The 26,037-nt window shown below is 64.0% G+C and carries 21 protein-coding genes; 8 read left to right on the top strand and 13 right to left on the bottom strand.

Annotated features, from left to right (window positions below):
• Nucleotides 1-35: 35 nt before the first annotated feature.
• Entirely contained in the window at nt 36-1,256 is a 1,221-nt protein-coding gene (locus tag ACYVGS_RS16755) for a DegT/DnrJ/EryC1/StrS family aminotransferase (protein WP_460589837.1), read from the bottom strand.
• Nucleotides 1,257-1,373: 117 nt separating this feature from the next.
• Between ACYVGS_RS16755 and ACYVGS_RS16750 the strand changes: the two genes are divergently transcribed.
• Entirely contained in the window at nt 1,374-2,426 is a 1,053-nt protein-coding gene (locus ACYVGS_RS16750) for a helix-turn-helix domain-containing protein (RefSeq protein ID WP_460589836.1), read from the top strand.
• A gap of 72 nt (nt 2,427-2,498) precedes the next feature.
• On the opposite strand, the gene ACYVGS_RS16745 is transcribed toward ACYVGS_RS16750, so the two are convergent.
• Together ACYVGS_RS16745 and ACYVGS_RS16740 are read right to left on the bottom strand one after the other, a co-directional pair.
• On the bottom strand, nt 2,499-4,823 hold the full coding sequence (locus ACYVGS_RS16745) for a TonB-dependent receptor (RefSeq protein ID WP_460589835.1): 2,325 nt from the start codon (nt 4,821-4,823) through the stop codon (nt 2,499-2,501).
• Between the two features lie 261 nt (nt 4,824-5,084).
• Nucleotides 5,085-5,750 carry a TetR/AcrR family transcriptional regulator gene (locus tag ACYVGS_RS16740; RefSeq protein WP_460589834.1) on the bottom strand — a complete coding sequence of 222 codons (666 nt, stop codon included), beginning with the start codon at nt 5,748-5,750 and terminating at the stop codon, nt 5,085-5,087.
• A gap of 151 nt (nt 5,751-5,901) precedes the next feature.
• Here ACYVGS_RS16740 and ACYVGS_RS16735 point away from each other — a divergent pair, with 151 nt between their 5' ends.
• The 6 genes from ACYVGS_RS16735 to ACYVGS_RS16710 all read left to right on the top strand — a co-directional run bounded on the left by ACYVGS_RS16735 (nt 5,902) and on the right by ACYVGS_RS16710 (nt 14,955).
• The gene (locus ACYVGS_RS16735) at nt 5,902-7,221 is read left to right on the top strand and encodes an MFS transporter (RefSeq protein ID WP_460589833.1); all 1,320 of its coding nucleotides are present in this window, start codon (nt 5,902-5,904) and stop codon (nt 7,219-7,221) included.
• Between the two features lie 30 nt (nt 7,222-7,251).
• Nucleotides 7,252-8,970: an N-acyl-D-amino-acid deacylase family protein gene (locus tag ACYVGS_RS16730; protein WP_460589832.1), complete on the top strand. Its 1,719-nt coding sequence runs from the start codon at nt 7,252-7,254 to the stop codon at nt 8,968-8,970.
• A 45-nt stretch (nt 8,971-9,015) separates the two neighbouring features.
• Nucleotides 9,016-9,903, top strand: coding sequence for a Coq4 family protein (locus ACYVGS_RS16725; RefSeq protein WP_460589831.1), 888 nt, complete (start codon nt 9,016-9,018; stop codon nt 9,901-9,903).
• A gap of 115 nt (nt 9,904-10,018) precedes the next feature.
• Nucleotides 10,019-12,373, top strand: a complete 2,355-nt coding sequence (locus ACYVGS_RS16720) for a TonB-dependent receptor (protein WP_460589830.1) — start codon at nt 10,019-10,021, stop codon at nt 12,371-12,373.
• Between the two features lie 241 nt (nt 12,374-12,614).
• Nucleotides 12,615-14,597: a flavin-containing monooxygenase gene (locus tag ACYVGS_RS16715; RefSeq protein WP_460589829.1), complete on the top strand. Its 1,983-nt coding sequence runs from the start codon at nt 12,615-12,617 to the stop codon at nt 14,595-14,597.
• Between the two features lie 64 nt (nt 14,598-14,661).
• Nucleotides 14,662-14,955: a 4a-hydroxytetrahydrobiopterin dehydratase gene (locus ACYVGS_RS16710; protein ID WP_460589828.1), complete on the top strand. Its 294-nt coding sequence runs from the start codon at nt 14,662-14,664 to the stop codon at nt 14,953-14,955.
• 48 nt (nt 14,956-15,003) lie between these two features.
• Here the strand turns inward: ACYVGS_RS16710 and ACYVGS_RS16705 are convergent, their stop codons facing one another.
• From ACYVGS_RS16705 to ACYVGS_RS16660, 10 genes are all read right to left on the bottom strand, one after another.
• Nucleotides 15,004-15,936: a LysR family transcriptional regulator gene (locus tag ACYVGS_RS16705; RefSeq protein ID WP_460589827.1), complete on the bottom strand. Its 933-nt coding sequence runs from the start codon at nt 15,934-15,936 to the stop codon at nt 15,004-15,006.
• Between the two features lie 11 nt (nt 15,937-15,947).
• On the bottom strand, nt 15,948-16,727 hold the full coding sequence (locus ACYVGS_RS16700) for a Clp protease/crotonase-like domain-containing protein (RefSeq protein ID WP_460589826.1): 780 nt from the start codon (nt 16,725-16,727) through the stop codon (nt 15,948-15,950).
• Between the two features lie 14 nt (nt 16,728-16,741).
• The gene (locus ACYVGS_RS16695) at nt 16,742-17,710 is read right to left on the bottom strand and encodes an acyl-CoA dehydrogenase family protein (protein ID WP_460589825.1); all 969 of its coding nucleotides are present in this window, start codon (nt 17,708-17,710) and stop codon (nt 16,742-16,744) included.
• A complete protein-coding gene (locus ACYVGS_RS16690) occupies nt 17,710-18,858 on the bottom strand; it encodes an acyl-CoA dehydrogenase family protein (protein ID WP_460589824.1) in 1,149 nt (382 codons plus the stop codon). The genes ACYVGS_RS16695 and ACYVGS_RS16690 overlap by 1 nt, the downstream gene beginning before the upstream one ends.
• Entirely contained in the window at nt 18,851-20,095 is a 1,245-nt protein-coding gene (locus ACYVGS_RS16685; RefSeq protein ID WP_460589823.1) for a CaiB/BaiF CoA transferase family protein, read from the bottom strand. Before ACYVGS_RS16685 ends, ACYVGS_RS16690 begins: the two co-directional genes overlap by 8 nt.
• Nucleotides 20,096-20,228: 133 nt before the next feature.
• On the bottom strand, nt 20,229-21,218 hold the full coding sequence (locus tag ACYVGS_RS16680) for an LLM class flavin-dependent oxidoreductase (protein ID WP_460589822.1): 990 nt from the start codon (nt 21,216-21,218) through the stop codon (nt 20,229-20,231).
• 18 nt (nt 21,219-21,236) lie between these two features.
• Nucleotides 21,237-22,481 (bottom strand): sulfotransferase family protein, encoded by a 1,245-nt coding sequence (locus tag ACYVGS_RS16675; RefSeq protein WP_460589821.1) that lies wholly within the window; start codon nt 22,479-22,481, stop codon nt 21,237-21,239.
• Nucleotides 22,478-23,311: an SDR family NAD(P)-dependent oxidoreductase gene (locus tag ACYVGS_RS16670; RefSeq protein WP_460589820.1), complete on the bottom strand. Its 834-nt coding sequence runs from the start codon at nt 23,309-23,311 to the stop codon at nt 22,478-22,480. The genes ACYVGS_RS16675 and ACYVGS_RS16670 overlap by 4 nt, the downstream gene beginning before the upstream one ends.
• Nucleotides 23,312-23,400: 89 nt before the next feature.
• Nucleotides 23,401-24,597, bottom strand: coding sequence for a DUF1214 domain-containing protein (locus ACYVGS_RS16665; protein ID WP_460589819.1), 1,197 nt, complete (start codon nt 24,595-24,597; stop codon nt 23,401-23,403).
• Entirely contained in the window at nt 24,594-25,196 is a 603-nt protein-coding gene (locus ACYVGS_RS16660) for a TetR family transcriptional regulator C-terminal domain-containing protein (RefSeq protein ID WP_460589818.1), read from the bottom strand. The genes ACYVGS_RS16665 and ACYVGS_RS16660 overlap by 4 nt, the downstream gene beginning before the upstream one ends.
• A 430-nt stretch (nt 25,197-25,626) precedes the next feature.
• On the opposite strand from ACYVGS_RS16660, the gene ACYVGS_RS16655 reads away from it, so the two are divergent.
• Entirely contained in the window at nt 25,627-25,983 is a 357-nt protein-coding gene (locus ACYVGS_RS16655) for a TonB-dependent receptor plug domain-containing protein (protein ID WP_460589817.1), read from the top strand.
• Nucleotides 25,984-26,037 lie beyond the last annotated feature (54 nt).

Below are 26,037 nucleotides of genomic sequence, written 5' to 3'. Positions count from 1 at the left end.
GGAGCAGCCGCCGTTGTGCAGAGCGGGCGGGAGCTTCAGCCCGCTTTCTGCTGCTCGATGAATTCGTCCAGTACCTGGTAGAGGTACTGGCAGTCCTCCTCGGTCATGGTCGGGTGGCAGGGCAGCATGAGGCCCTGGCGCATGACCTGCTCGGCGTTCGGGTAGCCGGCGGGGTCGAGGCGGAACTCGGCATCTTTCATCATCGGTTGCAGGGCCACATGGCCGGAGAAAATCACCCGGGTGAAGATGCCGGCGTCCTCCAGGTGCTCCTGCAGCTTGCGGCGGCTCCAGCCCAGTTCCGGGCGCAGCATCACCGGGTAGCAGATCCAGGTGGTGAAGACGTCGTCCGAGACCCGCGGCTTGATGAAGTACTCGCTGCGGCTGTCCATGTAGTCATCGTGACGGCTGAAACGGGCCTGGCGCAGGCGGGTGAACTCATCCAGCTTGTTCAACTGCTCGTGGCCGAAGGCGGCGCCCGCTTCGTTGGGAATGAAGCCGTAGCCGAGTTCCTCGAAGATGAACATGCCGTCGTATTCGATGTCACCCAGGTCCTCCAGGAAGCGGCCGTCGCTGTCCTGCTGGCGGGTGCCGTAGAGGTACTTCTCCGAGGAGCGGCCCCAGGCGCGCAGCATCAGGGCGCGGTCCCACAGGGCGGGGTCATTGACCGCCACCAGACCGCCGTTGCCCAGGCAGGTGATGATGTGAAAGATGGAGAAGCTGGTGACGGTGATGTCGCTGCGCTTGCCGGGTGGCGTGCCGCGGTAGGTGCCGCCGAGGGTGTCGCAGCTGTCTTCGATCAGTTTCAGGCCGTGCTTGTCGGCGATTTCCCGCAGGCGGTCCCAGTCGGGCATGCCACCGACCAGGGAGGGCACCAGCATGGCCTTGGTCTTCGGGGTGATGTTTTCCTCGATGCGGTCGATGTTGATCTGGTAGGTGTCGGGCTCGACGTCGATCAGCACCGGCACATGACCGTTCATCACGATGCTGGAGATGTCGGTGCCGAAGGTCAGGGTCGGGGTGATGATCTCGGAACCCGGGGGCAGGTCCAGCAGGCGAATGGCCAGCAGCAGGGCGGAGCTGCCGGAGTTGACCATCACGCCGTAGTCCTTGCCCAGCAGATTGGCGCAGCGCTTCTCGAAGGTGGTGACATTCTCGCCGACCACCATGCTGGTCTGCATGACATTGACCACGGCATCGACTTCTTTCTGGTCGAGCATGGCGCCGCCGTAGCGGATCTCGCGTTTGGCTAGTTTCATGATTATTCCTCGTCCTCGTGCGGAGAAAGTGCAGGGCATGCTGCCACTGTGCCCACAGACTATACTGCGGCGGCTGCTCGAGGAGAGGACCAAAGCCGGCAGCAGGGGGACATTTTTTTGCAAGAGCGACAACGCCCAGCATTGACCGAAGCGCGGGAGGGCCTGGCTGCCGACTGTGCCGGCCTGCCCGAGGGGCTCGGCGCTTTCGTCGACGCTCTGGTACACGAATATGTCGCCAGCGGCGGGGACATGGCGGAGCTTGGCGACGGCCGGGCCACGACCCTGGACGCGGCCCTGGGTATCCTCGAGCACTGCATCACGGCGCTCTCCGAGCGGGCCAACCGGGAGGGTGAGCTGCCGCCAATGAGCAAGGAGGAGGTGGACATGCTCTGTTACTGCGTGATCACCTGTCGCACCCTGCGCGAGGCCATCGAGCGCGCGTCGCGCTTCTGCGCCATGCTCGGTGGTCGCGGCGCTCAGTTGTCGCTGGCCGTCAGCGGCGGTCGGGCGCGTTTCCACATGGCCACGCGGCGTTTGCGCGACAGCCCCAGTGCCCTGCTCACGGATCTTTTTGGCCTGGCGTTCTACCGGCGACTGTTTGCCTGGCTGATCGGCAGCACCCTGCCAATCCAGGGCTATGCGGTGTATGCCAACCAGGTAATGGAGCGACAGGTCCTGGAGGGCTTTTTCCTGCAGCCACTCACCTTCGGTGCGCCGGACAACAGTTTTGATTTTCCGGCGCCCTTGCTGGATCGACCCGTGGTGCGCGATGCGGCCGATCTGCGGGAAGTTCTGGCCGTATTGCCCTTCGACCAGCTCTTCGAGCCCGGCGGGCAATGGCGCTTCCGGGACGCGGTGGCGAGCATTATCCAGACCCAGCTGGTGCGCAACAGGCGCCTGCCCAGCCTCGATCAGATTGCACGTTTCTTCAATACCAGTCCGGCGACCTTTCACCGGCGACTGGTACAGGAAGGGACGACCTATGTCGGGATCAAGCGGGAACAGCGGGAGCAGCGGGCGCGGGCCCTGCTGCGGCACGGCGATGCCAAGGTGGGAGACATCGCCGCGCAGCTCGGCTTCAGCGATGTGCGCGCCTTTCGGCGGGCCTTTGTCGACTGGACCGGTGAGACGCCCCAGGGCTGGCGCGCACGGCACGCCGGTCCCGGGTAAAGTGCTGTATGCAGAGCCTTGTCCGGTCGCCGGCGGGTCGTGCCGGCGCCGGACAAAGCGTCAGCTCAGCCCTCAGTCACCGAAACGCCAGGTGGCGGTCACGCCCACCGTGCGTGCGGGGATCACGGTCACGTCACTGTAGCCGGAGAACAGTGTCTGCGCGGGCGCACCCGGCAGCACCGCGTTGGTACCCGAGACCGCGTGGCTCTTGCCCAGGGCATTGGTGGCTTCGCGGTCAAACAGGTTGCGTGCCCACAGGGACAGCTCCCAGCGCTGGTCCGGCGCCTGCAGTCCGGCGTAGAGGTCCCAGGTGCTGTAGCTCTTCACCCGGTAGCCGTCATAGAGTGCCGGGTTGAAGGCGGCGTTGTCGTCTTCGCGACTGCCGACGTAGCGCACCAGGCCGCGGATGTAGGCGTCGTTGCCGGCAACCAGTCCCGGGAAGCGGTACTCGCTGCTGACGGTGGCGCTCAGATTTGGCGCGGTGCCCATGCGGCCGTCCGTGCTGCAGGTGCGCAGCTGGCTGCCCGGGTTGGCGGCATCGCCGAAGTTGCCGCAGGGGACTGAGGCATCGTCGAACTTGCTGTCGTTGTAGCTGCTGGAGAAGAACAGGTCCCAGTTGTCGGCGAGCATGGCGCGCCCTTCGAACTCCACGCCGCGGATGACGGCATCGGCGTTGAAGTTGGTGCCGCCCGAGAGCGCGGTATCCAGCACGCCGTCGCCGTCGAGGTCGAGCACCGTGCCCTCGTTGCGCTGAATGAAGCCATCGAACTGCTGGTAGTACGCCGCGCCGCTCACCTGGAGGCGGTTGTCCGCGGAGACGTACTTGAAACCCAACTCGATGTTGTCGCTGGTCTCCTCGTCATAGGTGATCAGCGAGGGGTCGATGCCCACAGTGGGCTCCATCACCGAGCCGCCGGGGCGGTAGCTGCGGGCATAGCTGCCGTAGACCATGACCTCGGGTGTCATGTCCCAGGACAGGCCCAGGCTGCCGGTTACCGCTTCGTCGGTGTAGGTCTGGAATTGCTCCGGGATGCTCGCCAGCACCGTGCCCCCGGGCAGGACAAACTCGGGGCTGAAAACCACGTCACTGCCGGCCAGCGTAGTGACATTGCGGAACAGTTCGTTGCGCTGCCAGCGAAGGCCGGCGCTGGCCTGCAGGGTGTCACTCAGGTTGAATTCATTGGCCACGAAGAATGACTCGGTCTTGTTGTCCGCGGGTGCCAGGGACAGCGAATCGACCAGGCCCAGGGTGGGCATGCCGGGCACCCCTGGTTGGCTGGGCAGCACACCGGGAATGCGCGAGAACAGCGTTGGCGAGAAGCGCGTGTCGGTGGTGTCGGTGACACTGTCGAAGTAGTAGGCGCCGATGATGTAGTCCCAGAAACCGCCGAAGTCACTGGCCAGGCGCAGTTCGTGGCTCCAGGTTTCATAGCTGCTTTCCGTGACCGTGGGCAGGGGGAAGTCGGGGAAGATGTTGCCGAAGTCGGTATCCCGCTGGCTGGACTGCCACAGGTCCAGGTAGCCACTGACCAGGGTCAGGGTGTGATTGTCCAGGGCGTAATTGACGGTCAGGTTGGTCATCTGGTTGCGGCGGAAGACGCTGGCGCTGGCGTCCTCCAGGGAGCGCCGGTCATTGCCTGCCAGTGTCGGGTTGCCGTTCCCCAGCAGATCGCGGCCTTCCACAGTGGTCAAGGCGTCGGCGTCGACTTCCAGGTAGTCATAAGTCAGTGACAGATCCAGGCGGTCGGTGGGCGCGGCGAAGAAGCTGATGCGGCCGCCCTGGGTGCGGGAATAGCCTTTTTGTCCCGAGGCGGCACTGCGGGCGTCGCGGTCTTCGTCGGAATACACGCCGGCAATCCGCACCCCGGCCATGCCGTCCATCAGCGGCAGGTTCACCGCGCCCTCGGTCAGGCTGTTACCGCCGCTGACCAGGTTCTGGCGCAGATAGCCGTGCACGCCGGCACCGTCGGCCTGCTGGGTGTGGATCTGGATGGCACCGGAGGGCGAGGTGGCGCCCTGGACGGTGCCCTGGGCGCCGCGCAGCACTTCGATACGGCTGATGTCGTAGAGCTGGGCGAAGGCGGCATTGGGGTAGACCTTCAGACCGTTCCAGTAGGTCACCACGGTGGGTTCGGCGCTGGAGTCAGGGTTGTAGGGCGCGCCGCGCAGGCTGACGCTCCAGGAGCGCGGTGTGGCGGTTTCCAGGTCCAGGCCCGGCGCCATTTTCTCCATGTCCTCGAACTGGAAGATCTTGAACTCGTCGAGCTGATTGCCGGTGACCACGTTGACCGTCTGGGCCAGGTCGGTGACCAGCTCCGAGCGCTTGGTGGCGGTCACCACGATTTCCTCCAGCTGGGCTGCCGCGGTGGGGGCGATGCAGGTGGCGGCGATGGCCATGGCCAGCTTGTGTCTTTTCAGCCCGGCGCTGATGATACTTTGAGTACTTTGGCCGGAACGAGCGAAAGCGGGACGATTCATCCAATGGGTCCTTCTGCTTGTGGTTTTTGGGAGGACGGGCGGACTGCCCAGATTTCTGAGTGACTTATATTAACAATATATTACACATAATTTATTAGTCAGGTAAGCCCGGCGTGCGACTTCGGGCTGTCGGGCTGGAAGGGGCCGCGGGGTGTGGTGAGGGAAGCTGGCGTTGAGGAATTATCCGCGCGTGCGCACGGCGATACCTTCCAGCAGGACTTCCACGGTCTGGTTGAACAGCTCTTCGCTGTTGTCGGGGCCGAGTCTCGGTAGGAGTTCCTCCAGCTGCCTGCGGTCTCCCTCGGACAGTGCGGTCAGCGCGTCCCGGGCATCCTGCCGGTGCACCGGGCTGACCACGGCGTCGTGTTGCAGCTCCACCATGACCAGGCCGGCGACCCCGCGGATAAAGCTCTTGAAGGCAACAAGCAGAGCTTCGTCGCGCAGGCCGCTGGCGCGCAGCAGGCGCAAAACCGGGAGGATGACCCGGAACCAGCCGGGCGGTACATAGGGGCTCATCTGCATCAACAGGGCGATGTGGGGGTACTGCAGGTAGCGGGCACGTACGGCCTGGGCCCAGCGCTGCAGGTTGTCGCGCCAGGGCCCCGCTTCGTCGATGCCGCTGAGGTCAATGCCGTTGGCCACCTCCATGGCGGCGGCCTTGAGTAGCTCCTCCTGGCCGGAAAAGTAGGCGTAGAGGGCGGCCGGGGTGATGCCGAGACTCTGCGCCAGGCGGCGCAGGCTGAACTGATCGGGGGGCAGTTCGGCGAGCAACTCCAGGGTGCGCTGGACGATCTTCTCCCGAGACAGCGAGGGCTTGCGCCCCCGCGCCGATGTCTGTGTCGCCATGTTGTCCCCCTCCTGGGCCATGTGCCGACTGCGATCCACCCTTTGGGTGGTGCGGCCGGTACAGTCGCCTGAACCGTTTTTTCTTGACCTGACTCGCGCCCGCCTCTTATTCTGAACGGCGTTTACTAAATAATGTTAACAATGATCCAACATGCCTGAGAGTACTGCAAGCACCGATCTCCCTGCGAGTGGACAGGCGGCTGCCGCACGCCCCCTGGACACGGTGCAGACGAGCAGTTTGCCGGACCCGGAACGCCATGCCCGGTTTATGGCCGTGATCGCCTTTGTCGCCCAGAACACCGCGGTTGGCCTGTGCTACGGCTCCTTTGGGGTGCTGATTCTCGAGTTCGAGCGGCATTTCGCCGTGGGTCGTGCCCAGGCGGCACTGGCCTTTTCCCTGGTGGTGCTGGCCACCGGTCTGGTGGCGCCCTTCATCGGCAGCCTGCTGGGGCGGATCTCCATTCGTCCGGTGATGATGAGCGGCGCGGTCCTCGCCTCCCTGGGCTTCGCCGGTATGACCCTCACGGACAGCTACCCGGTCATGCTCGCCTGTTTCGGCCTGCTCATCGGCCCCGGGGTCAGCCTGCTGGGCAATATTCCCGCGATCACCCTGGTCAACAACTGGTTCACCCGCCGTCAGGGCTTTGTGCTGGGGCTGGTGATGATGCCGGTGGCAGTGACGCTGGTGCCCCTGGCCGTGGTGAAGCTGCTTCCGGTGCTGGGCTTTGAGGGGCTGCTGTGGCTGATTGCGGCGGGATACCTGGCGGTTTTGCCCCTGCTGCTGTTTGTGGTTGATCGCCCGCAACACCTCGTGGGGGCCGTCGGGAGCGACGCGGAGAAGCGGAGAGCTGCGGGCGGGCAGGGCGTGAGTAGCAATCCCCTTCTGCGCGATGTGCTCGGGCATCCCGCATTCCTGCCCCTGGTGCTGGCGACAGGTCTGATGATGGGCGCCGGCATCGCCAAGAACACCCATATGGTACCCCTGCTGGTGGAGAGTGACTGGTCGATGGAAAAGGCCACTCTGCTGCTGGCTATTTCCGGCGGCTCCGCGGTGATCGGCTCGCTGTTGCTGGGCACCCTGGCGGACCGCTTCAATGCGGCGGGGGTGCTGCTCGGCAACGCCCTGCTGCAGATGGTGGTCTGGCTGATCCTGATTGCGCCGGTCTCCTACCCCCTGCTGGTCCTGGATGCTGTACTGATCGGTATCTGCCTGGGGGGATTTGGTACCGCCAAGGCCGTCGTCGTGGTGCGCATCTTCGGCCAGCAGCGTTTTGCCTTTGTCAGCGGTCTCACCGGCCTGACCACGCTGCCCTTTCTGTTTGGTCTGTCCCCGGTGGTCGGTCTGGTGCGGGAAATGACCGGCAGCTATGTGGCTCCGGTGAGTCTGATGATTGGTGGTTTTGTGATTTCCGCCGCCTGCCTGGCCCTGGTGGGGCTGCGCGAGCGCCAGTACGCGCTGGCGGCCAATTGACGTGTTGAATCAACATTGGAGATTAATCCCATGAACAATACCCTGATTCGCGGTGGCTCGGTCATCGATGGCACTGGTGCACCGGCTTTTGCCGCGGACGTGCGGGTGCGCGACGGGCGCATCGCCGAGGTCGCCCCCGGGCTGCAGCCGGAGGCCGGCGAGCAGGTGGTGGACGCCAGCGGCTGCTATGTGGCGCCGGGCTTTATCGAAACCCACACCCACTTCGATGCCAACATGTGGTGGCAGCCGGACCTGGATCCGCTGCCGGGTTACGGTGTGACCACCACCATCCTCGGCAACTGTGGCTTCACCGCTGCACCGGTCTCCGACGACGAGGCCGTGCGCATGGAGATGGTGAATATCTTTTCCTTCTTCGAGGACATCCCCGTGGCGCCCTTCCTGGAGCACCTGCCCTGGGATTGGCGCAGCTGGCCCGAGTACAAGGCGTCCATGACCAGCAAGGTCAAGGTGCCGGCCAACTACGGGGCCTTTGTCGGGCACCTGGCCATTCGCCTGGTGGTGATGGGCCTGGAGGCCTGGGAGCGCGCGGCGACCCCCGAGGAAGTGCAGCGCATGTGCGACATGCTTGACGAGGCCCTGGCTGCCGGTGCCCTGGGCATGTCCTCCAACCTGCTGGATCACGACGGCCAGGATCGCCCGGTCCCCACGCTCAAGGCCGACGATGCGGAGTGGGAGGCCCTGCTGGATGTCCTGGCGAAACATCCCGGTGCCACCCTGCAGGTCATCGTGGACACCTTCATGCGCAAGACCGCGCCGCAGTCCATCGAACGTATCGACCGGCTGATTGGCGACCGCCCGATCCGCGCCCAGGTGGCCGGCATGGCGCCGACCCTGACCTTCCAGAAGGACATCGAGGAAAAGGTGGGTCCCCTGCGGGAGCGCTTCAAGCAGGAAAAGCGGGACATACGCGCCGGCTTTGCCCATGTGCCGCCGACCAGCGTAATCAGCATCAAGAAGTCCCTGATCTTTGCCCAGTCCAATGACTATGTCTGGCACGAGGTCGTGCTGGCGGAGAGCGAGGAGGAAAAACTCCGACTGCTGCAGGACCCCGACTGGCGCGCCCGTGCCCGGGCCAGCTGGGACGAGAAGGTCTGGAAGCATTCCCCCTTCGCCAACCCCCAGAGTCTGCTGTTGATCAACTCGGAAAACGGCGTTGGGCCCACTGACATCTCCCTGGCCGAGTATGCCGAACAGCTGGGTGTGCATCCCTCGGACGCCATGGCCGAGTGGCTGGTGAAGAACTCCGTGCACTCCACCATTCACATGGCGCCTTTCCCCCAGGACGAGCAGATGGTGGTCGGCCTGATCAAGGACCCCTGGACGGTGCCCAACATCTCCGACGCCGGCGCCCACGGTCAGATGCTCTGCGGCGGTGGGGAAAACATCCGCCTGTTGAGCTACTACTGCCGCGAAAAGGGCTGGATCAGCGTGGAGGAGGCGGTGCACGCCCAGACCGGCAAGATTGCCGACTTCTTTGGTCTGCAGGACCTGGGCAAGATCCAGGTCGGCAAGCGTGCCGACATCACCGTGTTCAACCTGGATGAGGTCGATCGCCGGCCGATGAAGAAGGCCTTCGACGTGCCCGACGAGAACGGCGGCACCACCTGGCGCTTTACCCGCGACCCGGCGCCGATGCGCCTGACCATGGTCAATGGCGAGGTGACCTTTGCCGAAGGTCGCCCCACGGGTGCCGCTCCCGGTGAAATGCTCAGTCCGGCTGCCGCCTGAGGCAGCCACGACCGATCCCAACAGACGAATCGAGGTACCCACAACATGACGGACAAGAAAACCCCCTACCTGATGAAGGGCGTCAGCCAGCCCGTTTCCGAGAGCTCGATCCTGCTCAGCTCCTCGAAGTATTTGAACGACGCGCGGGTGCGTGACGCGATTGCCCTGCGCATGCTGGGGCGCACCGGGCGCGACCTGCCTTCCACCTACTCGCTGCCGGCCCTGTTCGAGGCCCTTGGCGCGGTGGAGGACCCGGAGGAGATCCAGCAGCTGTTTGATGAGGAAAAGGCCGTCAATCCTGCCTTTGCCAAGTGGCTCTCCGAGCGCTATCTCTCCACCATGGAGCGCGACGACTTCAAGGACTACCCGCCGGAGACCGTGGGGGGGATTTACTACCGCTATCTCTACGACCGCCAGTTCGAGCCCAACATCATTGAGCTGCACGAGCCCCGCAGTGACATGGAATACTGGGCGATGCGCAGCTCGCAGATTCACGACATCTTTGAGCACATTCTCGCCGCGGCCCCCTTCGACATCATCAACGAGATGGTGCCCACGGCGATGAAAATCACCAATACCCACAAGCACCTGGGTCCAAAACTGGCGGGCAAGCTGACCATCATCAACAGTACCCTGTTGACGGGTCAGCTGATGCGCACAACGCTGCACTATCCCGAGTGCATGCAGGCGATCGTCGAGCGCATGGAGCGGGGGCTGCTGATTGGGCGGACTTCCGAGCCATACTTCATGCTCAAGTATGAAGACATTCTGCATTTGACCCCCGAGGCTGCTCGGGAAGCCATCGGCATGCGCAATGTGCTGGCGGTGGATTACCCCGAGCTTTCCAATGTGATCAGCGAGGGGGTGTATTATGAGGAAATGGAGGAGATGAAGGTCCGCGCCCGGCAACGGGAGGCCGAGCGGGCTGCCTGATTGTACTGCCAGTTTCCGGCAGTTGATGGATAATGGCCCTGGGCCCAGGGTGCCCGACGGTGTATCGGGTACCCGTTGATAACCAGATATAAATTATAAATGACTGGAGAAAAGCATGAGAGCAACGTCCCTGCCTGTTCGCGCCATGGTATCCGCCGTAGCCTTGGTCATCGGCGGTAGCGCCCTGGCCCAGGAGGCTGCTCAGCGCAGTACCGCCCTGGAAGAAATCATCGTTACCGCGCAGAAGCGCGAGGAAAATCTGCAGAACGTACCGATTGCCGTGACGGCCCTCAGCAGTGACACGCTGAGTGATTTTCGGGTGACCAACCTTGAGGGACTGAGCAATCTCGCGCCCAACCTCAACATTGTCAATCAGGGCCGCAGTACCATCCCCCAGATCAATATTCGGGGTGTCTCCTCCGGGGTGTCCGATGCGGCAGTGGATCCGAAGATTGCTACCTATCTGGATGGTGTTTACATCGGGCGCACCATCGGCTCCATCTTCGACCTTGCCGACATCGAGCGGGTGGAGGTCTTGCGCGGTCCCCAGGGCACCCTGTTCGGTCGCAACTCCACCGGGGGGGCCATCAGCATCACCACGGCGGCGCCCACGGGGGAGTTTGGCCTCAAGCAGGACATTTCCATCGGCAACTACAGTGCTTTCCGCAGTCGCACAACGCTGAATTTGCCGGCCATGGGGCGCCTCAGTCTGAAGATGAGCTACCTGCATGACGAGATGGACGGTTACACGAAGAACCTGATAGCGGGGGACAGTGTCGATCTTCGCTTGCGTGATCCCAGCATGGGTGTACTCACTTATGCCAACGAGCTGGGTGGCAAGGAGGCCGATGCCTTCATGCTGGGTGCCCAGTTCGAAGCCAGCGACAGCGTGCTGATCGATTATCGCTTTGACCACACCGACAGCAAGACCGTGGGTGCTCCCGTGCAGCAGCTGGGCATCGTCGGTGCCACGGCGCCGCTGGTGGCGGGCATCAATGCCTTTCAGCCGCTGTTTGGCGGCATCACCAACCTCAGCACTGAACCGCTGAACCGTGTTGCCAATGCCACCAGCGAAGAGCCGCTGCGCATCAGCGGACACAATCTCACCTTGAGCTGGGAAATCAATGACCAGCTCAGCTTCAAGAGCATCACGGCCTACCGGGAAATGAAGCAGCGCCCGTCCATCTACGACCTCGGTGGCACCGGTGGCTGGAAATTCACCACGGCGCAAATGGGCGCGCTTTTCGCTGGTGATGTTGCCGGAATTCTCGCCAATCCGCCGGGCCCTAATGACAGCTTTTTCACTCTGCTTACCGCGCGTTCACTGGAGCAGGACCAGGTCAGCCAGGAGCTGCAGCTGACCTGGACTACAGATCGCCTGACGCTGGTCACGGGCCTGTTCTACTTCCAGGAGGAGTCGGAAGCGCACAACGTGCTGGGTGTGCTGCAGCCGGTGGAAAACGGCGTGGTCGTGCCGTCATTCCTGGACCCCATTTTCGGCAATGGCGTAAACACCTCGGCGACTGACAACGAGTCCATGGCTGCCTTTATCCAAGGCACCTACTCGGTCACTGACAAGCTGGATCTCACCCTCGGGCTGCGCCGTACCGAGGACGAACGCGAGATCAACCTGATCGAGACCGGCGCGTCCGCCGGCGCAGGTGATCTGGGCGAAGGGGTCTACACCCTGGATTATGGCCAGACCAACTACACGGTCGTACTGAGTTACAACTGGACTCAGGACGTCATGGGTTATGCCAAGGTGGGCACCGGCTTCTCCGCCGGGGGTATCATGAATGGCATTGCCTATGACCCCGAGGAGATGACCAACTACGAGGTGGGTCTGAAGTCACAGTTCCTCGACAACCGCCTGCGCGTCAACGCAGCGGCCTTCTTCATGGACTACGAGGATCTGCAGGTACAGACCTTCAACGATGGCAAGCAGCGCTTCGAGAATGCCGGCCAGGTGGAAATCACCGGGGCGGAACTGGAAGTCGATGCGATCCTGACCGATGGCCTCACCTTGAGCACGACCCTGGGCTGGTATGACCTCGAGTACAAGGAGTACCTGCGCAATGGTGTCGATATTGCCGACCAGGTGCGCCCGATCCGTGCGCCCGATCTCAACGGTCGCATATCGCTGGACTACGAGTTTCCGCAGCAGCTGGCCGGTGGCAACCCCTTCGCTCGCCTCGATGCGCGCTACCTTTCCGAGACCGACAACGTGGCTCTCGCCACCGGTTTTCCGGAGGCGGACAGGTTGTCGGTGCGGGATGCCTACTGGATTCTCGATGCACGAGCCGGCCTGGCGGGCATTGCCACCGGTCCCGGGGTAATCAACGTTTCGGTGTGGGCCAAGAACCTGCTGGACGAGGATGATATCAACGTGTTCGGTAACGAGGTCATCAACATGACAGCGGTTTACAACATGCCGCGCACCTTCGGCATCGACTTTACGCTCGAGCTGTAACCATCCCGGCCCGACCCGACAGCGGGTCGGGCCTCTCCCCGCCCATTCCTTGCGGCAACCGGGTTCTCCGGTTGCCGGCTTTACTTTGAGCTCCCGGACCGTCAGGTCTTCCCCTTCTGGGCGCTTGCGACTCGGCCCGGACTTTAATATATTATGAATAATTAAATAATAAGCAAGACAGCCGAATGGCTGCGGCCAGTTTCCCTCAAGCCCTGTTTTACCTTTGCCTCTGGATTGCCCAATGACCGAGATTCCCCAACTGCGTTCCACCGCCAACGACTTGTCGGTACTGCCCATCCGCGACCACGAGGGCCTGCGGGAAGTGCTCGCCGGGGCGGATGTACCCACTTTGTTGATGGTCTACGTGCACCTGTCCGGCGATACCGCCGAACTGGATCACTACGCACCATACATTCACCCACAGATGGCGGGTGGTGCTGCGGTCCCCGAGGCGCTGGCCGAGGCCCTCCGGGAGAAGCTGCAGGCGCTGCTGACCCAGGATCCGCCGCCGCGTCCGCTCGCACATGACGAGAAGACCCTGCAGCGCATGATGAGTGTCTGCGTGGGTGAGCCGGTTGCCGACGAATTTGTGCCGCTGGTGCTGGAGCAGTCGGGTTTTACCCATATTCCCGGCCAGGACCCGGTACCTTACGGACAGCCGCCCGAGGGTTTCCGTATCCTGATCATCGGTGCGGGGCTGACCGGTATCAATGCCGGCGTACGCTTCGCCGAGGCGGGCTATGATTACGACATTGTCGAGCGCAACCCCGAGGTGGGAGGCACCTGGTTCCACACCCGCTATCCCGGCCTGGCGGTGGATACGCCCAGCCATTACTACTCCTACTCCTTCGAGTTGAATGGTGACTGGAAGCACTGGTTTTCCCGGGGCCAGGAGAACCAGGACTACCTGGTGCATACGGCGGAGAAGTTTGGCATCCGCAAGCGGGTGATTTTCAGTACCGAGGTGGTCAGCTGCACCTGGAACGAGAAAACCGGCCTGTGGGATGTTCTCACCCGTTCCCTGGCGGATGGCAGTGAAACCCTGCGCCACTACAACGCGGTCATGACAGCCGTGGGTTTCAGTACCCGCCCCAAGCCCTTCAATATCCCCGGGCACGAGAGCTTTCGCGGCGAAAAGATGCACACCGCACGCTGGGACGACAGTATTGACCTGGCCGGCAAGCGCGTGGCGGTGATCGGCACCGGCGCCAGCTCCATGCAGGTTTCCCCGGAAATGGCGAAAATCGCCGCGCACCTGACCGTCTTCCAGCGCTCGAAGCACTGGGTGATGCCCATCGCCAACCTCAACGAGAAGGTCCCGGAGCCGGTCTGCCGGGCCATGCGCGAGATTCCCCATTACGCCCAGTGGTGGCGCCTGCAGACCTACTGGAATGCCTCGGACAACTGGTACAACAACGTGCTGATCGACCCCGAGTGGCAGATGCCGGAGGTCTCGGTGAACGCCACCAATGAGCAGATTCGCCAGTACCTGCTGGGCTATATCGACGAGAAGCTGGCGGGTCGCCCGGACCTGAAGGAGAAGGTGACGCCGGATTACCCGCCCGGCGGCAAGCGCTTCTGCATGGACAATGGCTGGTTCGACATGCTCAAGCGTGAAAATGTGAGCCTGGAGACCGATGGCATCGAGCGCATTGTGGAAAACGGTATCATCACCGCGGACGGTCGCCTGGTGGAACTGGATGTGATCATTTTCGCCACCGGCTACCAGCACGCCAAGATGCTCTCCACGGTGGAAGTGACCGGCCGCGATGGTGTCAGCATCCGCGACCTCTGGGGCGAGGAGGATCCCCGGGCCTATTACGGTCTGCTGGTGCCCGGCTTCCCCAACCTGTTTGTCGGCTCCGGTCCCAACAGCGCGCCCAATCACGGCGGTGGGGTGAATATCCTGGCGGAGAGCCAGATCCATTACATTCTCGCCTGCCTGGACCTCATGCATCAGCGTGGGGCGAGCACGCTGGAAGTGACCCGCGAGGCGCACGATGCGTACAATGACCAGCTGGATGCCAAGCTGAAGCAGATGATCTGGGGCCACCCGCGGGTCAAGAGTTATTACCAGAACAGCAAGGGGCGCCTGTACCTGTCCAGCCCCTGGCGCCTGGTGGATTACTGGAACATGACCCGGGAACCGAAGCCCGATCATTTCCTGCTGGACCAGGCGCCGGCAGGTGAACAGTCACGCGCGAGGGCAGTCGGCGAGGAGTGAGTGCGAGCACGCAGCGCATCCTCCCGGTGCGCCACCATCGAGAGCCTGGGAGGGCCGTGAGATCATGTCAGATAAACCGATGAACGAGACCGAAATCAGCCAGCGCCTGGCGGCGCTGCCGGGCTGGGAGCTGCGCGAGGGCAAGCTGGCTCGGGATTTCCAGTTTGCCGATTTCAAGGCGGCTTTCGCCTTCATGAGCCGCAGCGCCCTGCAGGCGGAGCAGATGAATCACCATCCCGAGTGGTTCAATGTCTATAATCGGGTATCGGTGGCGCTGACGACCCACGACGCCGGGGGTATCACCGAACGGGATTTCACCCTGGCTGGCGCCATGCAGGACTACGCGGCAGCGCTGTAAGCACTGTCCGCCTGCGTCACAGCCGCCGAGCCCAGGTTGTTCTGGGCCTCAGGTTTTCGCGGCCAGCAGTGCACCCGCCAGCTCGCCCTGGTCTATCAGGCTCTCGATGAGCGCGCGGATCTGCGCTGCCACGCAGAGGGTAGCGCGACCGGGAGGCAGTCCCGGGGCCTGGGCCAGCACAATCTGTCGCATCAGCCGCGGTCCTTCCACGGCGGTGGCGGACAGGCGACCCGTCGCGACATCCTCCCGCAGTGCCGAGGCCGGCAAGATGGTGTAACCGAAGCCGGCCGACACCAGCGCCTTCATCACCCGGAAGGAATCCACTTCCATGGCAACCTGCAGCGTTCTTCCTGCCTGGTGGGCGGCGCTCTCGACCCGTCCGCGCAGGCCGTGCCCGGTACTCGGCAGCACCAGTGGCAGGTCGCAGATGGCCTGAATGGTGCTGGGTCGCTCGCGGCTGAGCTGTCCCGGCGGGCCGGCCAGATGCAGGGGCTCGTAGAACAGTTCGCGACTGGGGCAGTGGAATTCGCTACCTGGGCCATACATCAGCGCCAGGTCGATATCGCCCCGGTAGAGCCAGTCCAGCAGGTGACCCCCATAGCCGTCTACCAGGCGCAGGGAAATATCCGGGTAGGCCTGCTGCAATTGCAGGGCGAGGCGAGCGGCGAGCAGGTCGCTGACCGAAGGCACCATACCCAGGACCACGCGGCCGGCGGGGTTGGCTCCGGCGTCCCGCGCCTCATCAATGGCGCCCTCCAGCTGGCGGACCGGGCCGCGTACGCGCTCCAGGAGCTTCTCGCCTTCGGCGGTCAGGCTCATGCCCCGGGCGTGGCGGTCGAACAGCGGTTGGCCGACGGCTGCCTCCAGCAGCTGGATCTGGCGCGACAGGCCCGGCTGGGACAGCTGCAGGCGATCGGCCGCCCGGCTGAGGGTGCCGCTCTCGGCCACCGCAATAAAGGATTTCAGCTGGCGCAGGTCCATGGCGGTGTTGTCTAGCGCTTGCTGAAGGCCTCCACCGCGTCCCGGTGGGCATCGGTGGTATGCATCAGTGCCTGAATGGCCGCGGCGGTTTCCAGCAAAGTGGCCAGGCTTCCCTGGCGGCCCTGGACCAGCAGGCGCTTGGTTTGCTGCACCGCGTGGGGCGGGTTGGCAGCGATGCGCGTGGCCAGGGCGCGGGCCTCCTCCATCAGCGATTCCTCGGGGACCACCCGGGACACCAGCCCGCAGGCGAGGGCCGCCTCGGCGTCCAGCATGTCGCCGGTGAAGGCCATCTCCGCGGCCTTGGAAAAGCCGACGATGCGCTGCAGCAGCCAGGCGCCGCCATCGCCGGCAATCAGGCCGAGCTTGACGAAATTCTCCGAGAAGCGCGCGCGGCTGCTGGCGATGCGGATGTCGCACATGCAGGCGAGGTCGCAGCCGGCGCCCATGGCGGCGCCGTTGACCGCGGCGATTACCGGCGTCTTCAGCTGTTCGAATACCAGCGGAATGCGCTGGATGCCGCGCTGGTAGTTGGCGGGGGTGTCGACCGGATCCGCCGCCGCCAGGCTGTCCGGGTTGTCGGGCAACATGGTCTTGATATTGCCGCCCGAGGAAAAGGAGCGGCCGGCGCCGGTGAGGATGATCACTCTCACCTCGGGGTCGGCGTCCACCTGTTGCAGAGCCGCCACCAGGGCGTCAACCGTGGGCCGGTCGGAGATCGGGTTGTGCAGCTCCGGCTGGTTCAGGGTCAGGGTGGCGATGTGCGCGTTGATGTCGATCAGTACCAGGGACATTGGGGCTTCCTTTGTTAGAGCGCCGGGGCGAGTTTTTCCTGCACGGTGGCGTAGAGGCGGTCGGTGCCGTCCAGGCAGAAGGTGCCCAGCTGCCGGGACCAGTAGCTGTCGGATCCGCAGCTGCGGCGCCCGGCCAGCAGGCGCTGGGTCCACAGCTGCAGATCGTACTCCTCGGTGACCCCGATGGCACCGTGGACCGCATGGGCGACGTCGGCGGCCGGTTGCGCCGCTTCGCAGATGACCACGCGCCCGGCGGCGACATGGGCCGGGTCAAGCAGCAGCCGACCTTCGTTGAGGCGGGCACCACCGGCGGCAACCGAGAGGGCCACCACGGCACTGTGGCCGTGACCGGTCATCACGCTGATCTGCTGCTGCAGGGCCTGGAACTTGCCGATGGGGCGACCAAACTGCTGGCGCTCGTTGGCGTAGTCGACGGTCATTTCCAGCAGCCGCTGCAGGGCGCCAACCATCCAGGCACTTTCCATGAAGGCGCCCAGCGCGAGCTTGTCGACAGCAAACCCGAAGCGCTGCTGGATCGGCCCCAGGCTCACCTGCGCACCCTCGCGGCCGGTGACCGGGCGGAGCAGGGTTTCCTCCCCGCTGGCGACAATGACTGCCTGTACACCGCGCAGGGCCGGTTGCAACAGCAGGGCGCTGTCGCCGCTCGCGTCCAGTTGGGCCAGCGCAATGGCTTGCTCTGCCTCGCTGTCATCGATGCCGAGGGCCGCACGGATCAGCAGGGTGTCGATAAAGGGCAGTGCCAGGCCGTGATAACCGGCAGCCTGCAGCACTGGCAACGCCTCGGCCAGTGACAGGCCGACGCCGCCCGCTTCTTCCGGCAGCAGGGCATTGAGAAAGCCGGATTCCACCAGGGCTTTCCAGGTGTCGTCGATGTTCTCTTCCCGCTGCTGGGCGCGCAGGCCCGCGCCGTGGCAAAGATCCCCGAGCAGGGTGTGAATCGCGTCTGCGTAGAGTGAAGTCATCAGCGTAACCCCATGCCGCGCGCGACCATGCCGCGCAGAATTTCCCGTGTACCACCGCGCAGTGAATAGCTCGGTGCAATCGCCGCAGTGTAGGCCAGGGTGCGTTCCAGCTCCGCAGGCAAGGGCAGCTCTGGTCGGCGCCCCAGGGCGTCGCTGATCAGCGGTGGCAGCGACTGCTCGAAGCCGGTCCCCACGTCCTTGAACAGCGCGGCCTCGATGACCGGGCTCTCCCCCTCGGCCAGGCGACCGGTCACGCCCATCGAAAAGGCGCGCAACACTGCCAGGCGCGCGGCGAGACGCCCCGCCAGTTCCTCGTCGGCGCTGTCGTGGCCATGCTCCCGCAGCCAGTTGATCCAGCACTCCAGCAGCATGATGGCGGAGAGGATGCGCTCGGGGCCGCTGCGCTCGAAGGCCAGCTCGGCATTGACCTGCTTCCAGCCGGCGCCTTCTTCACCAATCAGGGCATCCGGGGGCAGCTGGACGTCGTCGAAAATCACTTCGTTGAAGTGGGCATCACCGGTCAGGTCGCGGATCGGCTCCACGGTCACACCGGGCAGGCTGAGGTCGATGATGAACTGCGACAGGCCCTCGCGGCGATCCTCCGGCCCCCCGGCGGTGCGGACCAGTGCGATCATGTAATGGGAGTGGTGGGCCATGGTGGTCCAGATCTTGCGCCCCTTGAGCTGCCAGCCCCGCTCGTTTCGGGTCGCCCGGGTCTGCACGCTGGCCAGGTCGGAGCCGGAAGCCGGCTCGCTCATGCCGATGCAGAAGTAGAGTTCGCCGCGACAGATGGCGGGAATGTACTGTTGGCGCTGGGCCTCGGTGCCGAACTTGAGGATCAGCGGCGCGCTCTGGCGGTCGGCGATCCAGTGGGCGGCGACGGGGGCGCCGTGGGCCAGCAGCTCCTCGACCACCACGAAGCGGGCGAAGGCGTTGCGGCCAGCCCCGCCGTACTCGCTGGGAATGGTCAGGCCGAGCCAGCCGGCGGCGCCCAGTTTGCGGGAAAACGCGGCATCGAAACCCATCCAGGAACGGGACAGGATATCCGCGGGCAGGTCGGGGAGGTGCTCCGCGAGAAAGGCGCGGATCTCGCTGCGCAGGGCCTCGTCCTCTGGTGGAATGCGCGCCGGGCGCGGCCACTCAAGCATGGGGTTTCTCCGTATCGGTCGTTGGCAGGTTGGGTTCCGTCGAGTCCCCCAGACCCAGCTCCGCCAGCACCTCGGCGGTATGCTCGCCGAGAGCCGGCGGGGCAGCGCGATAACGGGGTGGCGTGGCGGAGAGTCGCAGGGGGCTGGCCACCTGGGGGATGGACGCCCCCTTGGGCAGGGGCATGTCCAGGCGCATGTCCCGGGCCAGTACCTGGGGGTCCTCGAAGATCTTGTCGATGCTGTTGATCGGTCCGCAGGGCACCGAAGCGGCCTCCAGCGCGCGGAACCAGTCGTTACTGCGGCGCTGGTGCATCAGGGGCTGGATGACCTCGGCCAGGGCCTCGCGGTTGGCCACGCGATCGGCGTTGCGGGCAAATCGCGGGTCCTCGCTCAGCGCCGGCACGCCGGCCTCGCGGCAGAAGGCCGCGAACTGTCGATCATTGCCCACGGCGAGGATCAGGTAGCCGTCGGCAGACTCGAAGACCTGGTAGGGGGCGACATTGGGGTGGGCATTGCCCAGGCGCACCGGTGTCTTGCCGGAGACCAGGTAGTTCTGGGCCTGGTTGGCGAGCAGGCTGACCTGGCAGTCGAGCAGGGAGATGTCCAGGTGCTGGCCCTCCCCGGTGCGCTCGGCGTGGCGCAGGGCCGCGAGGATGCCGATGGTGGCATAGAGCCCGGCGGACAAGTCCGAGGTGGCCACCCCCACTTTCATGGGCTCGGCACCGGGCTGGCCGTCCGGCTGGCCGGTGATGCTCATCAGGCCGCTGCGGCCCTGGATCAGGTAGTCATAGCCCGGGCGCCTGGCATCGGGGCCGGTCTGGCCAAAACCGGTGACCGAGCAGTAGACCAAGGCGGGGTTGACCTGGCGCAGGCTGTCGTAGTCCAGGCCGTATTTGGCCAGCCCGCCGAGCTTGAAGTTTTCCACCAGCACCTGGCTTTGGGCGGCCAGGCGGCGCACCGCCTCCTGCCCCTCGGGACGGCTGATATCGAGGGCCACCGAGCGCTTGTTGCGGTTGGCGACGAAGTAATAGGCGGCATCGCGGGAGCCGTCCTCCCGTTCGACAAAGGGCGGCCCCCAGCCGCGGGTGTCATCGCCGCCCTGGGGGTGCTCGATCTTGACCACCTCGGCGCCCAGATCGGCCAGGATCTGTGTCGCCCAGGGGCCGGCCAGTACCCGGCTGAGGTCGAGAACGCGCACGCCCGCCAGGGCGCCCGCGCTGGGTAGTGCTGTCGTCAAAGTAGCCTCCCGGTCGTCGGGGAAAGCGCCATGCTAGCACCGGGGGGAGCGGTTTAACTATCAGCTTTTGTTATGCCTATTATGCGACATATCCAGGAAACTTAAGGTTTGTAGTCGGGGGCGGCGCGCTTGTTTACAGGGGGGTGACCGCAATCTTCGGTGCCACCTGCTGGAAGAAATTCTTCAGCGTGCGCCAGCTCAGTTCGGTTTCCAGGCCGCCCACCAGGGGGTGCAATACCAGGGCGTCGTTGTCCGCCATCTGCGGCGCACGGGCAACCACCTCCTCCGCCTTGACGACCTGGTAGGTGCCCAGTGCTTTCAGTGCGTCGGCATCCATGGCGCTGCTGAAGAGCATGTCCAGGTCGGTACTTTCCTGCCATTTCGCGTAGCAGTTGGTTTCATAAAGCGCGAAGGGCGCCAGGCGTTCCCAGTCCGCTTCGGGCTGGTCCGACACATAGAGGAAGGAGAAGGGCATTTCCGCCTGGAAGCGCGGGGTCTTGCCCAGGTGCTGGCACTCCGCGACATAGATATCATTCAGGTGGGGCATGCCGCCGATGAAGCCGTCCCCTTCCCGGGCTGCGCGTCGCGCCGCCGGGGCCGAGCTGCCGCCCATGTAGATTGTGGGGTGGGGTGACTGCAGTGGCGGCGGGGTGATGCGCGCGGGGCGACTGCGGTATTCGAACGCGTCGCCGCTCCAGGCTTTCTTCAGGGTCTGTACGCCCTCCTCCATCAGGGCGCCGCGCTGCTTGGGGTCGACCCCGAACATGGTCATTTCGCTGCTGACATAGCCGCCCAGCAGAAGCACCTCGGCGCGGCCCCGGCTCAGCTGGTCCAGCACGGCGACATCCTCGGCGACCCGCAGGGGGTCATTGAAGGGCATCAGCACATTCACCTGCAGGCGTACATTGCGCGTGACACGCGCGGCGGCGGCCGCCATGGCCACCGGGCTGGGCAGGTAGCCGTCGGCGCTGCCATGGTGCTCGCAGAAGTTGATGGTGACCGGGAAGCCCTGGGCGTCGATCCAGGCGATCTGCTCCAGGGTCAGGTCGTACATGTCGGCAAAGGACAGGCGGGTAGTTTCCGCGGGTGCCCGGCACTCGTATTTGATCATGACGGAAGGCATGGGGTTCTCCTGGTCGGGTCAGGCTTCGTCAGGGACGTTGAAGTAGGTCTGGTAGCGCTGGTAGAGCTGGCGCTTGCGGGCATTTTCCCGCTGCTCCCCGAGGCTGTACTGGTGCTTGCCGAATTTGCCCTGTGGCTTGCGCGCGAGGTAGGTCTGCATGGCTTCCCGTGCCGTTTCGTCCAGTGACTGACCCATGTCCCGGTAGAGGGACTCGAGCGCTGGCAAGGGCTGGCGCACCAGGTCGGCGTAGAGGAAGTTGTGCACTTGGCCTCGCGACACCGAGCCCTGCTCCAGCAACTCGACGACCGCATCCAGCCGCGCGGCGCCGGCTTCCGGGGTCATCAGGTTCTCGAAGGCGCGGGCATCGAAGGCCTGGCTGCTGCGCATCCAGTAGAGGGTGCCCAGCAGGTTGGTCACCGAGGCCTGGGCCACGATGGGGTCGCGGTGGGTGATCACCACGCGCGCGTCGGGGAAGGTGTCGAAGACCACCGGCAGGTTGCCCAGGTGGGAGGGCGCCTTTAGCAGCCAGTGGCGTCGGGGGTTCTTCCACTGCAACAGCTTGAGCATGCGCCGGTAATAGGCGTAGGCGGGCCTGAGGTCCTGCTGGTAGTACCAGGCGTTATAGCTGGGTATCTGGTACTGGCCGGGCAGGTTCTCCGACAGGAAGGTGCAGCTCATGGCGACGATGCACTCGTTGGGAATCTCCGCGCCCATCTCGTGCATGGCGGCGTAGGTGGGGACCACCCGATTCCACTGGGTCACCAGGTGCTGGCAGCGCTCGATACGCGGGTCGCTGTGGTAGCTCGCGGCTTCCGGCGGCGGGTAGGGGAACATGATTTCCCAGTTGCGCGGCGAACCGAACTGCGGGTCCTGGCTGAGCAGCTCGAACAGGATCGAGGTGCCGGAGCGGGGCAGGCCGGTGACGATCACCGGCTGGTCGATCACTTCATCCTCGATTTCCGGGTGCTTGGCGTAGGCTGCCTCGATGCCCAGGCGCGCCTCCAGCCAGCGCAGGATATCGGAGCGGGTCATCAGCCGGCCGAGCAGGTGCAGCTCCGCCTCTTCGTCGAGCGCCTGGAGGAAGACGTGAAAACCCTCCAGCCAGCTGTCTTCGCCGAAGTCGTCGAAACCGGTATTGCGGCGCGCTGTGGCCATCAGCTCCTCCGGCTCCAGGGGAACCAGGCTGCGGATGTCCATGTGCCGCCCTTCGTCGATGACCTGTTGTACCCAGTCGGGGCGTGGCGGGGGTGTCCACTGGCTCATGGCATCCAGGCCCCACCGCTGACCGATACCATCTGGCCGGTGATGTAGCCGGAGCGCTCGCTGGCCAGGAACAGGGCCAGCCAGGCGATGTCCTCGGGGCGACCGAGCCGGGGAATGGGCAGGCCGCTCATGTTGTAGAGGCTGCCTTCCTCCAGGGCTTTTTCCATGTCATCGGGTTTGCCCATGGTCTCGAAGCCGAAGCGGTTCCAGAAGCTGCCTTCACCCACCTCGCTCTCGTCCCGGGGCACGATCCAGCCGGGACAGATATTGTTCACCCGCACGCCCTTGCGCGCCCATTCCCAGGCCAGGCCCTTGCTGAAGCTGTTGACGAAGCCCTTTACACCGCCGTAGTGCACGATATTGGCGGCGGCCTCGCCGAGCAGCGAGGAGTTGGAGGAGACATTGATGATGCTGCCGGTCTGGCGCGAGAGCATGTCCTCGGCCACTGCCTGGCAGCAGTTCACCACGCCATCGACGTTGAGGGCGATTTCCCAGCGCCGGGCGTCCGCGTCCAGCTTCTCGAAATCCGAGGGGTGGGCGACGCCGCCGGCGTTGTTGACCAGCACATCCACCGGACCGAAGGCTTCGCGGGTTTTTGCGACCATGGCGTCCACGCTGGCGCGGTCGGTGACGTCGGTCTTCACCGCCAGGACCTTGCCGGACAACCCCATCTCCGCCGCCTCGGCGGCGAGCTTTTCGCCGGTGGCCAGGTCGCGGGAGGCGCTCACCACATTCAGGCCCTCGCGGGCGAATTCCAGTACCAGCCCGCGGCCGATACCGCCGCTGCCGCCGGTGATAATGGCGGTCTTGCCTTGCAGTTGCAGATCCATGTTCCTGTCCTCGTCGTCAGTCTCGCAATCATGTTGTGACAGCCCAGCCCGGATTCGCTGCCGCTGCAGTCGGGTCGCTGTCGTGGTTGTTACACCCCAAAACGCTGAATCACCCCGCGCCGCCGGGCGGCGATCTGTTCTGCCCGCTGCTCGGCGGTGACTGTCCTTGCCCCGGCGGGCAGGTGTTGATCGAGTTCCTTGAGTTTGACCTGGGTCGCCTGGGGAATCGGGTAGTGGTCGGCCTGCATCCAGCGCACGGTCACGTAACCTTCCTGGAAGCCCGCCGGGTCCAGCCAGTTGGCGTGACCCGTGTCGACGTGGGAAATCACCAGGATCAGTTCACCGTTGTCTTCCAGCTGCGCATAGTGGCAGTTGGTGTTGCTGAGGATGCTGCGATAGTCCATCGAGCACCACCAGTAGTTGCCGAACTCCACCGCCCAGTAGTGCGCATCCGGCGGGGTCACGCGAACCACGATGGCCTCGTCCGCCGGCAGCTGCCAGTAGGCGATCAGCGGTTCGCCGCCGGGCGTCACGTCGAGGGCATTGTCGTCCAGCTGCCGATAGGACAGGAAGGTGTTGGGCTGTACCTTCCAGCGCTCGATCATGTCGGCCCAGTAGTTGAGGGAGTCGCCCACCCAGCGCGACACGGTATCCAGGCCGCGATGCAGGCGCTCTGGATCCATCACTGCCTTGGGGGCGGGCTCACCGCTGATGCGATCGATGCTGGCGTGCATGGGGCGCTCGTTCTCCCAGTCGGCAAAAAACTGACGGAAGGTCACCCGGAAGGTGTTCGGCGTGGTTTTCAGCCAGTTGCCGGGATGCGGATCGGGGCTGCAGATCAGCTCAAAGCTGCCGTCCTCTTCCACCTCGAGGTCCTGGCTGAAGAGGGAACTGGCGACACCGCCACCCCAGGGCGTGTTTCCGGTTTCCACCACGGTGACGGCAAAGTAGCGCGCGCTGCCGCGATTGCCGTGAATACGGTAGGTGTCGGTGCCGTTGATCGGCGCGCCGACATAGACCGCGTCCGGGTTGTCGCCGCCCTGCTTGCGAATGGGGTCGAAGTAGTGGAGCAGCTCCGGGTGCAGGGGGTCGTCGTTCTCGAGGAAGAACTGCATACCGAGACCGATGTTCTGTGCCAGACAGCGGAAGCCGGCGCTGCGACTGAGATCGCCCGCCGGGACGCCGTCGCGAAAGGGAATGCGGCCGGCGGCCTTGAGCTGGTCGCAGAACTGGTCCCAGGCCTGGGTGAGCAGGGCGTCGTCGGCGCTGTAGTCGCGTTCGGTCATGGTTGTGGCTCCCGTGTCAGGTGGTCGAGGGTGCGGTCGATGAGCGATGTCAGGTATTTCCGGCTGTAGTAATGCGGGTCGAGCAGCGCGCCACAGGCGGCGCCGGCCATAAGCAGCCCCAGGTCGGTGGCGATCTGTTCCGGGTTGGACAGAGATGGTATCTCACCGTTGTCTTGTGCCGCGCGCAGGTCCTGCAGATAGCGTCCGCGGGTCAGCTTCAGTCGAGTCTGCTGCTCGCGCCGCGTTTCGGGATGAATCGCGGCCACACTCCAGAAACACAGGCGGATTTTCCAGGCCTGCCGGGAGTCCCCCTCAAGTGGCAGTACGCAGCGGAGTCTGGCTCGCAGGGCGGAAAGGCCTGTCAGTCCAGCGGTCAGTTTTTTTTCGCGGGCCAGATAGCGAACGTTGACCTGCTCCAGGGCGGCTTCGATGACTTCGTCCTTGTTGGCGAAGTAGTGCTCGACGATTCCCTTGGAAACGCCGGCAGATTGCGCGATGACCCGCATGGTGGTGCCTTGCAGACCCTGAGCGGCTATGCAGCTGGCTGCTGCCGCAGCGATCATGGCACGGCGCTGGTGGTGGTCGACCTGCTTGGGCATTGAGAATAAAAGCCTGCTTTGCATCGTTTGGTGAAAGCTTGCGCCAGCCCACGTTATTTTGCAAGCCATATGGCTTATAAAAATTTTTTGTTGAATATCTGCCGGACAACCGGTGGCCGCATTACGTTTTTGAAGCTCGAACCGAACCAAAGACCGCGGCCACGGCTGTTCAAGGCCGCGGAATCGTGTCCTTCAGGCCTGGTATATCCCTTTGCAGGAATCAGGCGATACACGCATGTGATGAAGTGGCAGGTCTGCTGAAGCTATCCACGCTTCTGGAGCGTGGATCATACATTTGCACGATGTCGGAGCCCGTTGATTACAGCAAACTCTGGGCGTTCCCGGTCATTACACAAGGGGGATGAGATCCTTGCACTCTCATATCAGTACTGTTCATGGCCATGCTTAATTGATAATAAGGGGAAAGTTTATGCAACAAACAATGTTTAAGCCTAAATCAATGGCTATCGCCATCTCGGTTTGCCTAAGCTCGGGTTTGCCAGGCTTTGCCATCGCCCAGTCTGCAGGTGCACTGGAGGAAGTAGTCGTAACCGCTCAGAAAAGAGAGGAGAGTCTTCAGGATACGCCTATTTCCATTACTGCTCTGGGCTCAAGTGCCATTGAAAAACGCAGCATCACCAACACGGGTGACCTGATGGGAGAAATTCCCGGAGTAGCGGGCTTCGAATCACCCGGTTCCAAAGGTACGGTCGGCCTGACTATACGCGGCATGGCCAGTGGAGCTCCGCAAAATCTATCTGTGGACCCGGCCATTGGCATTTACTAACTTTTTCATTAGTAAAGCGACAGGTGTTTGATATACTTGCGGCATGAAATGCAC

It is taken from the genome of Haliea atlantica, assembly GCF_054779855.1.
The sequence above is the reverse complement of the archived record's forward strand: the minus strand, read 5'-3'. Positions and strand labels throughout refer to the sequence as shown.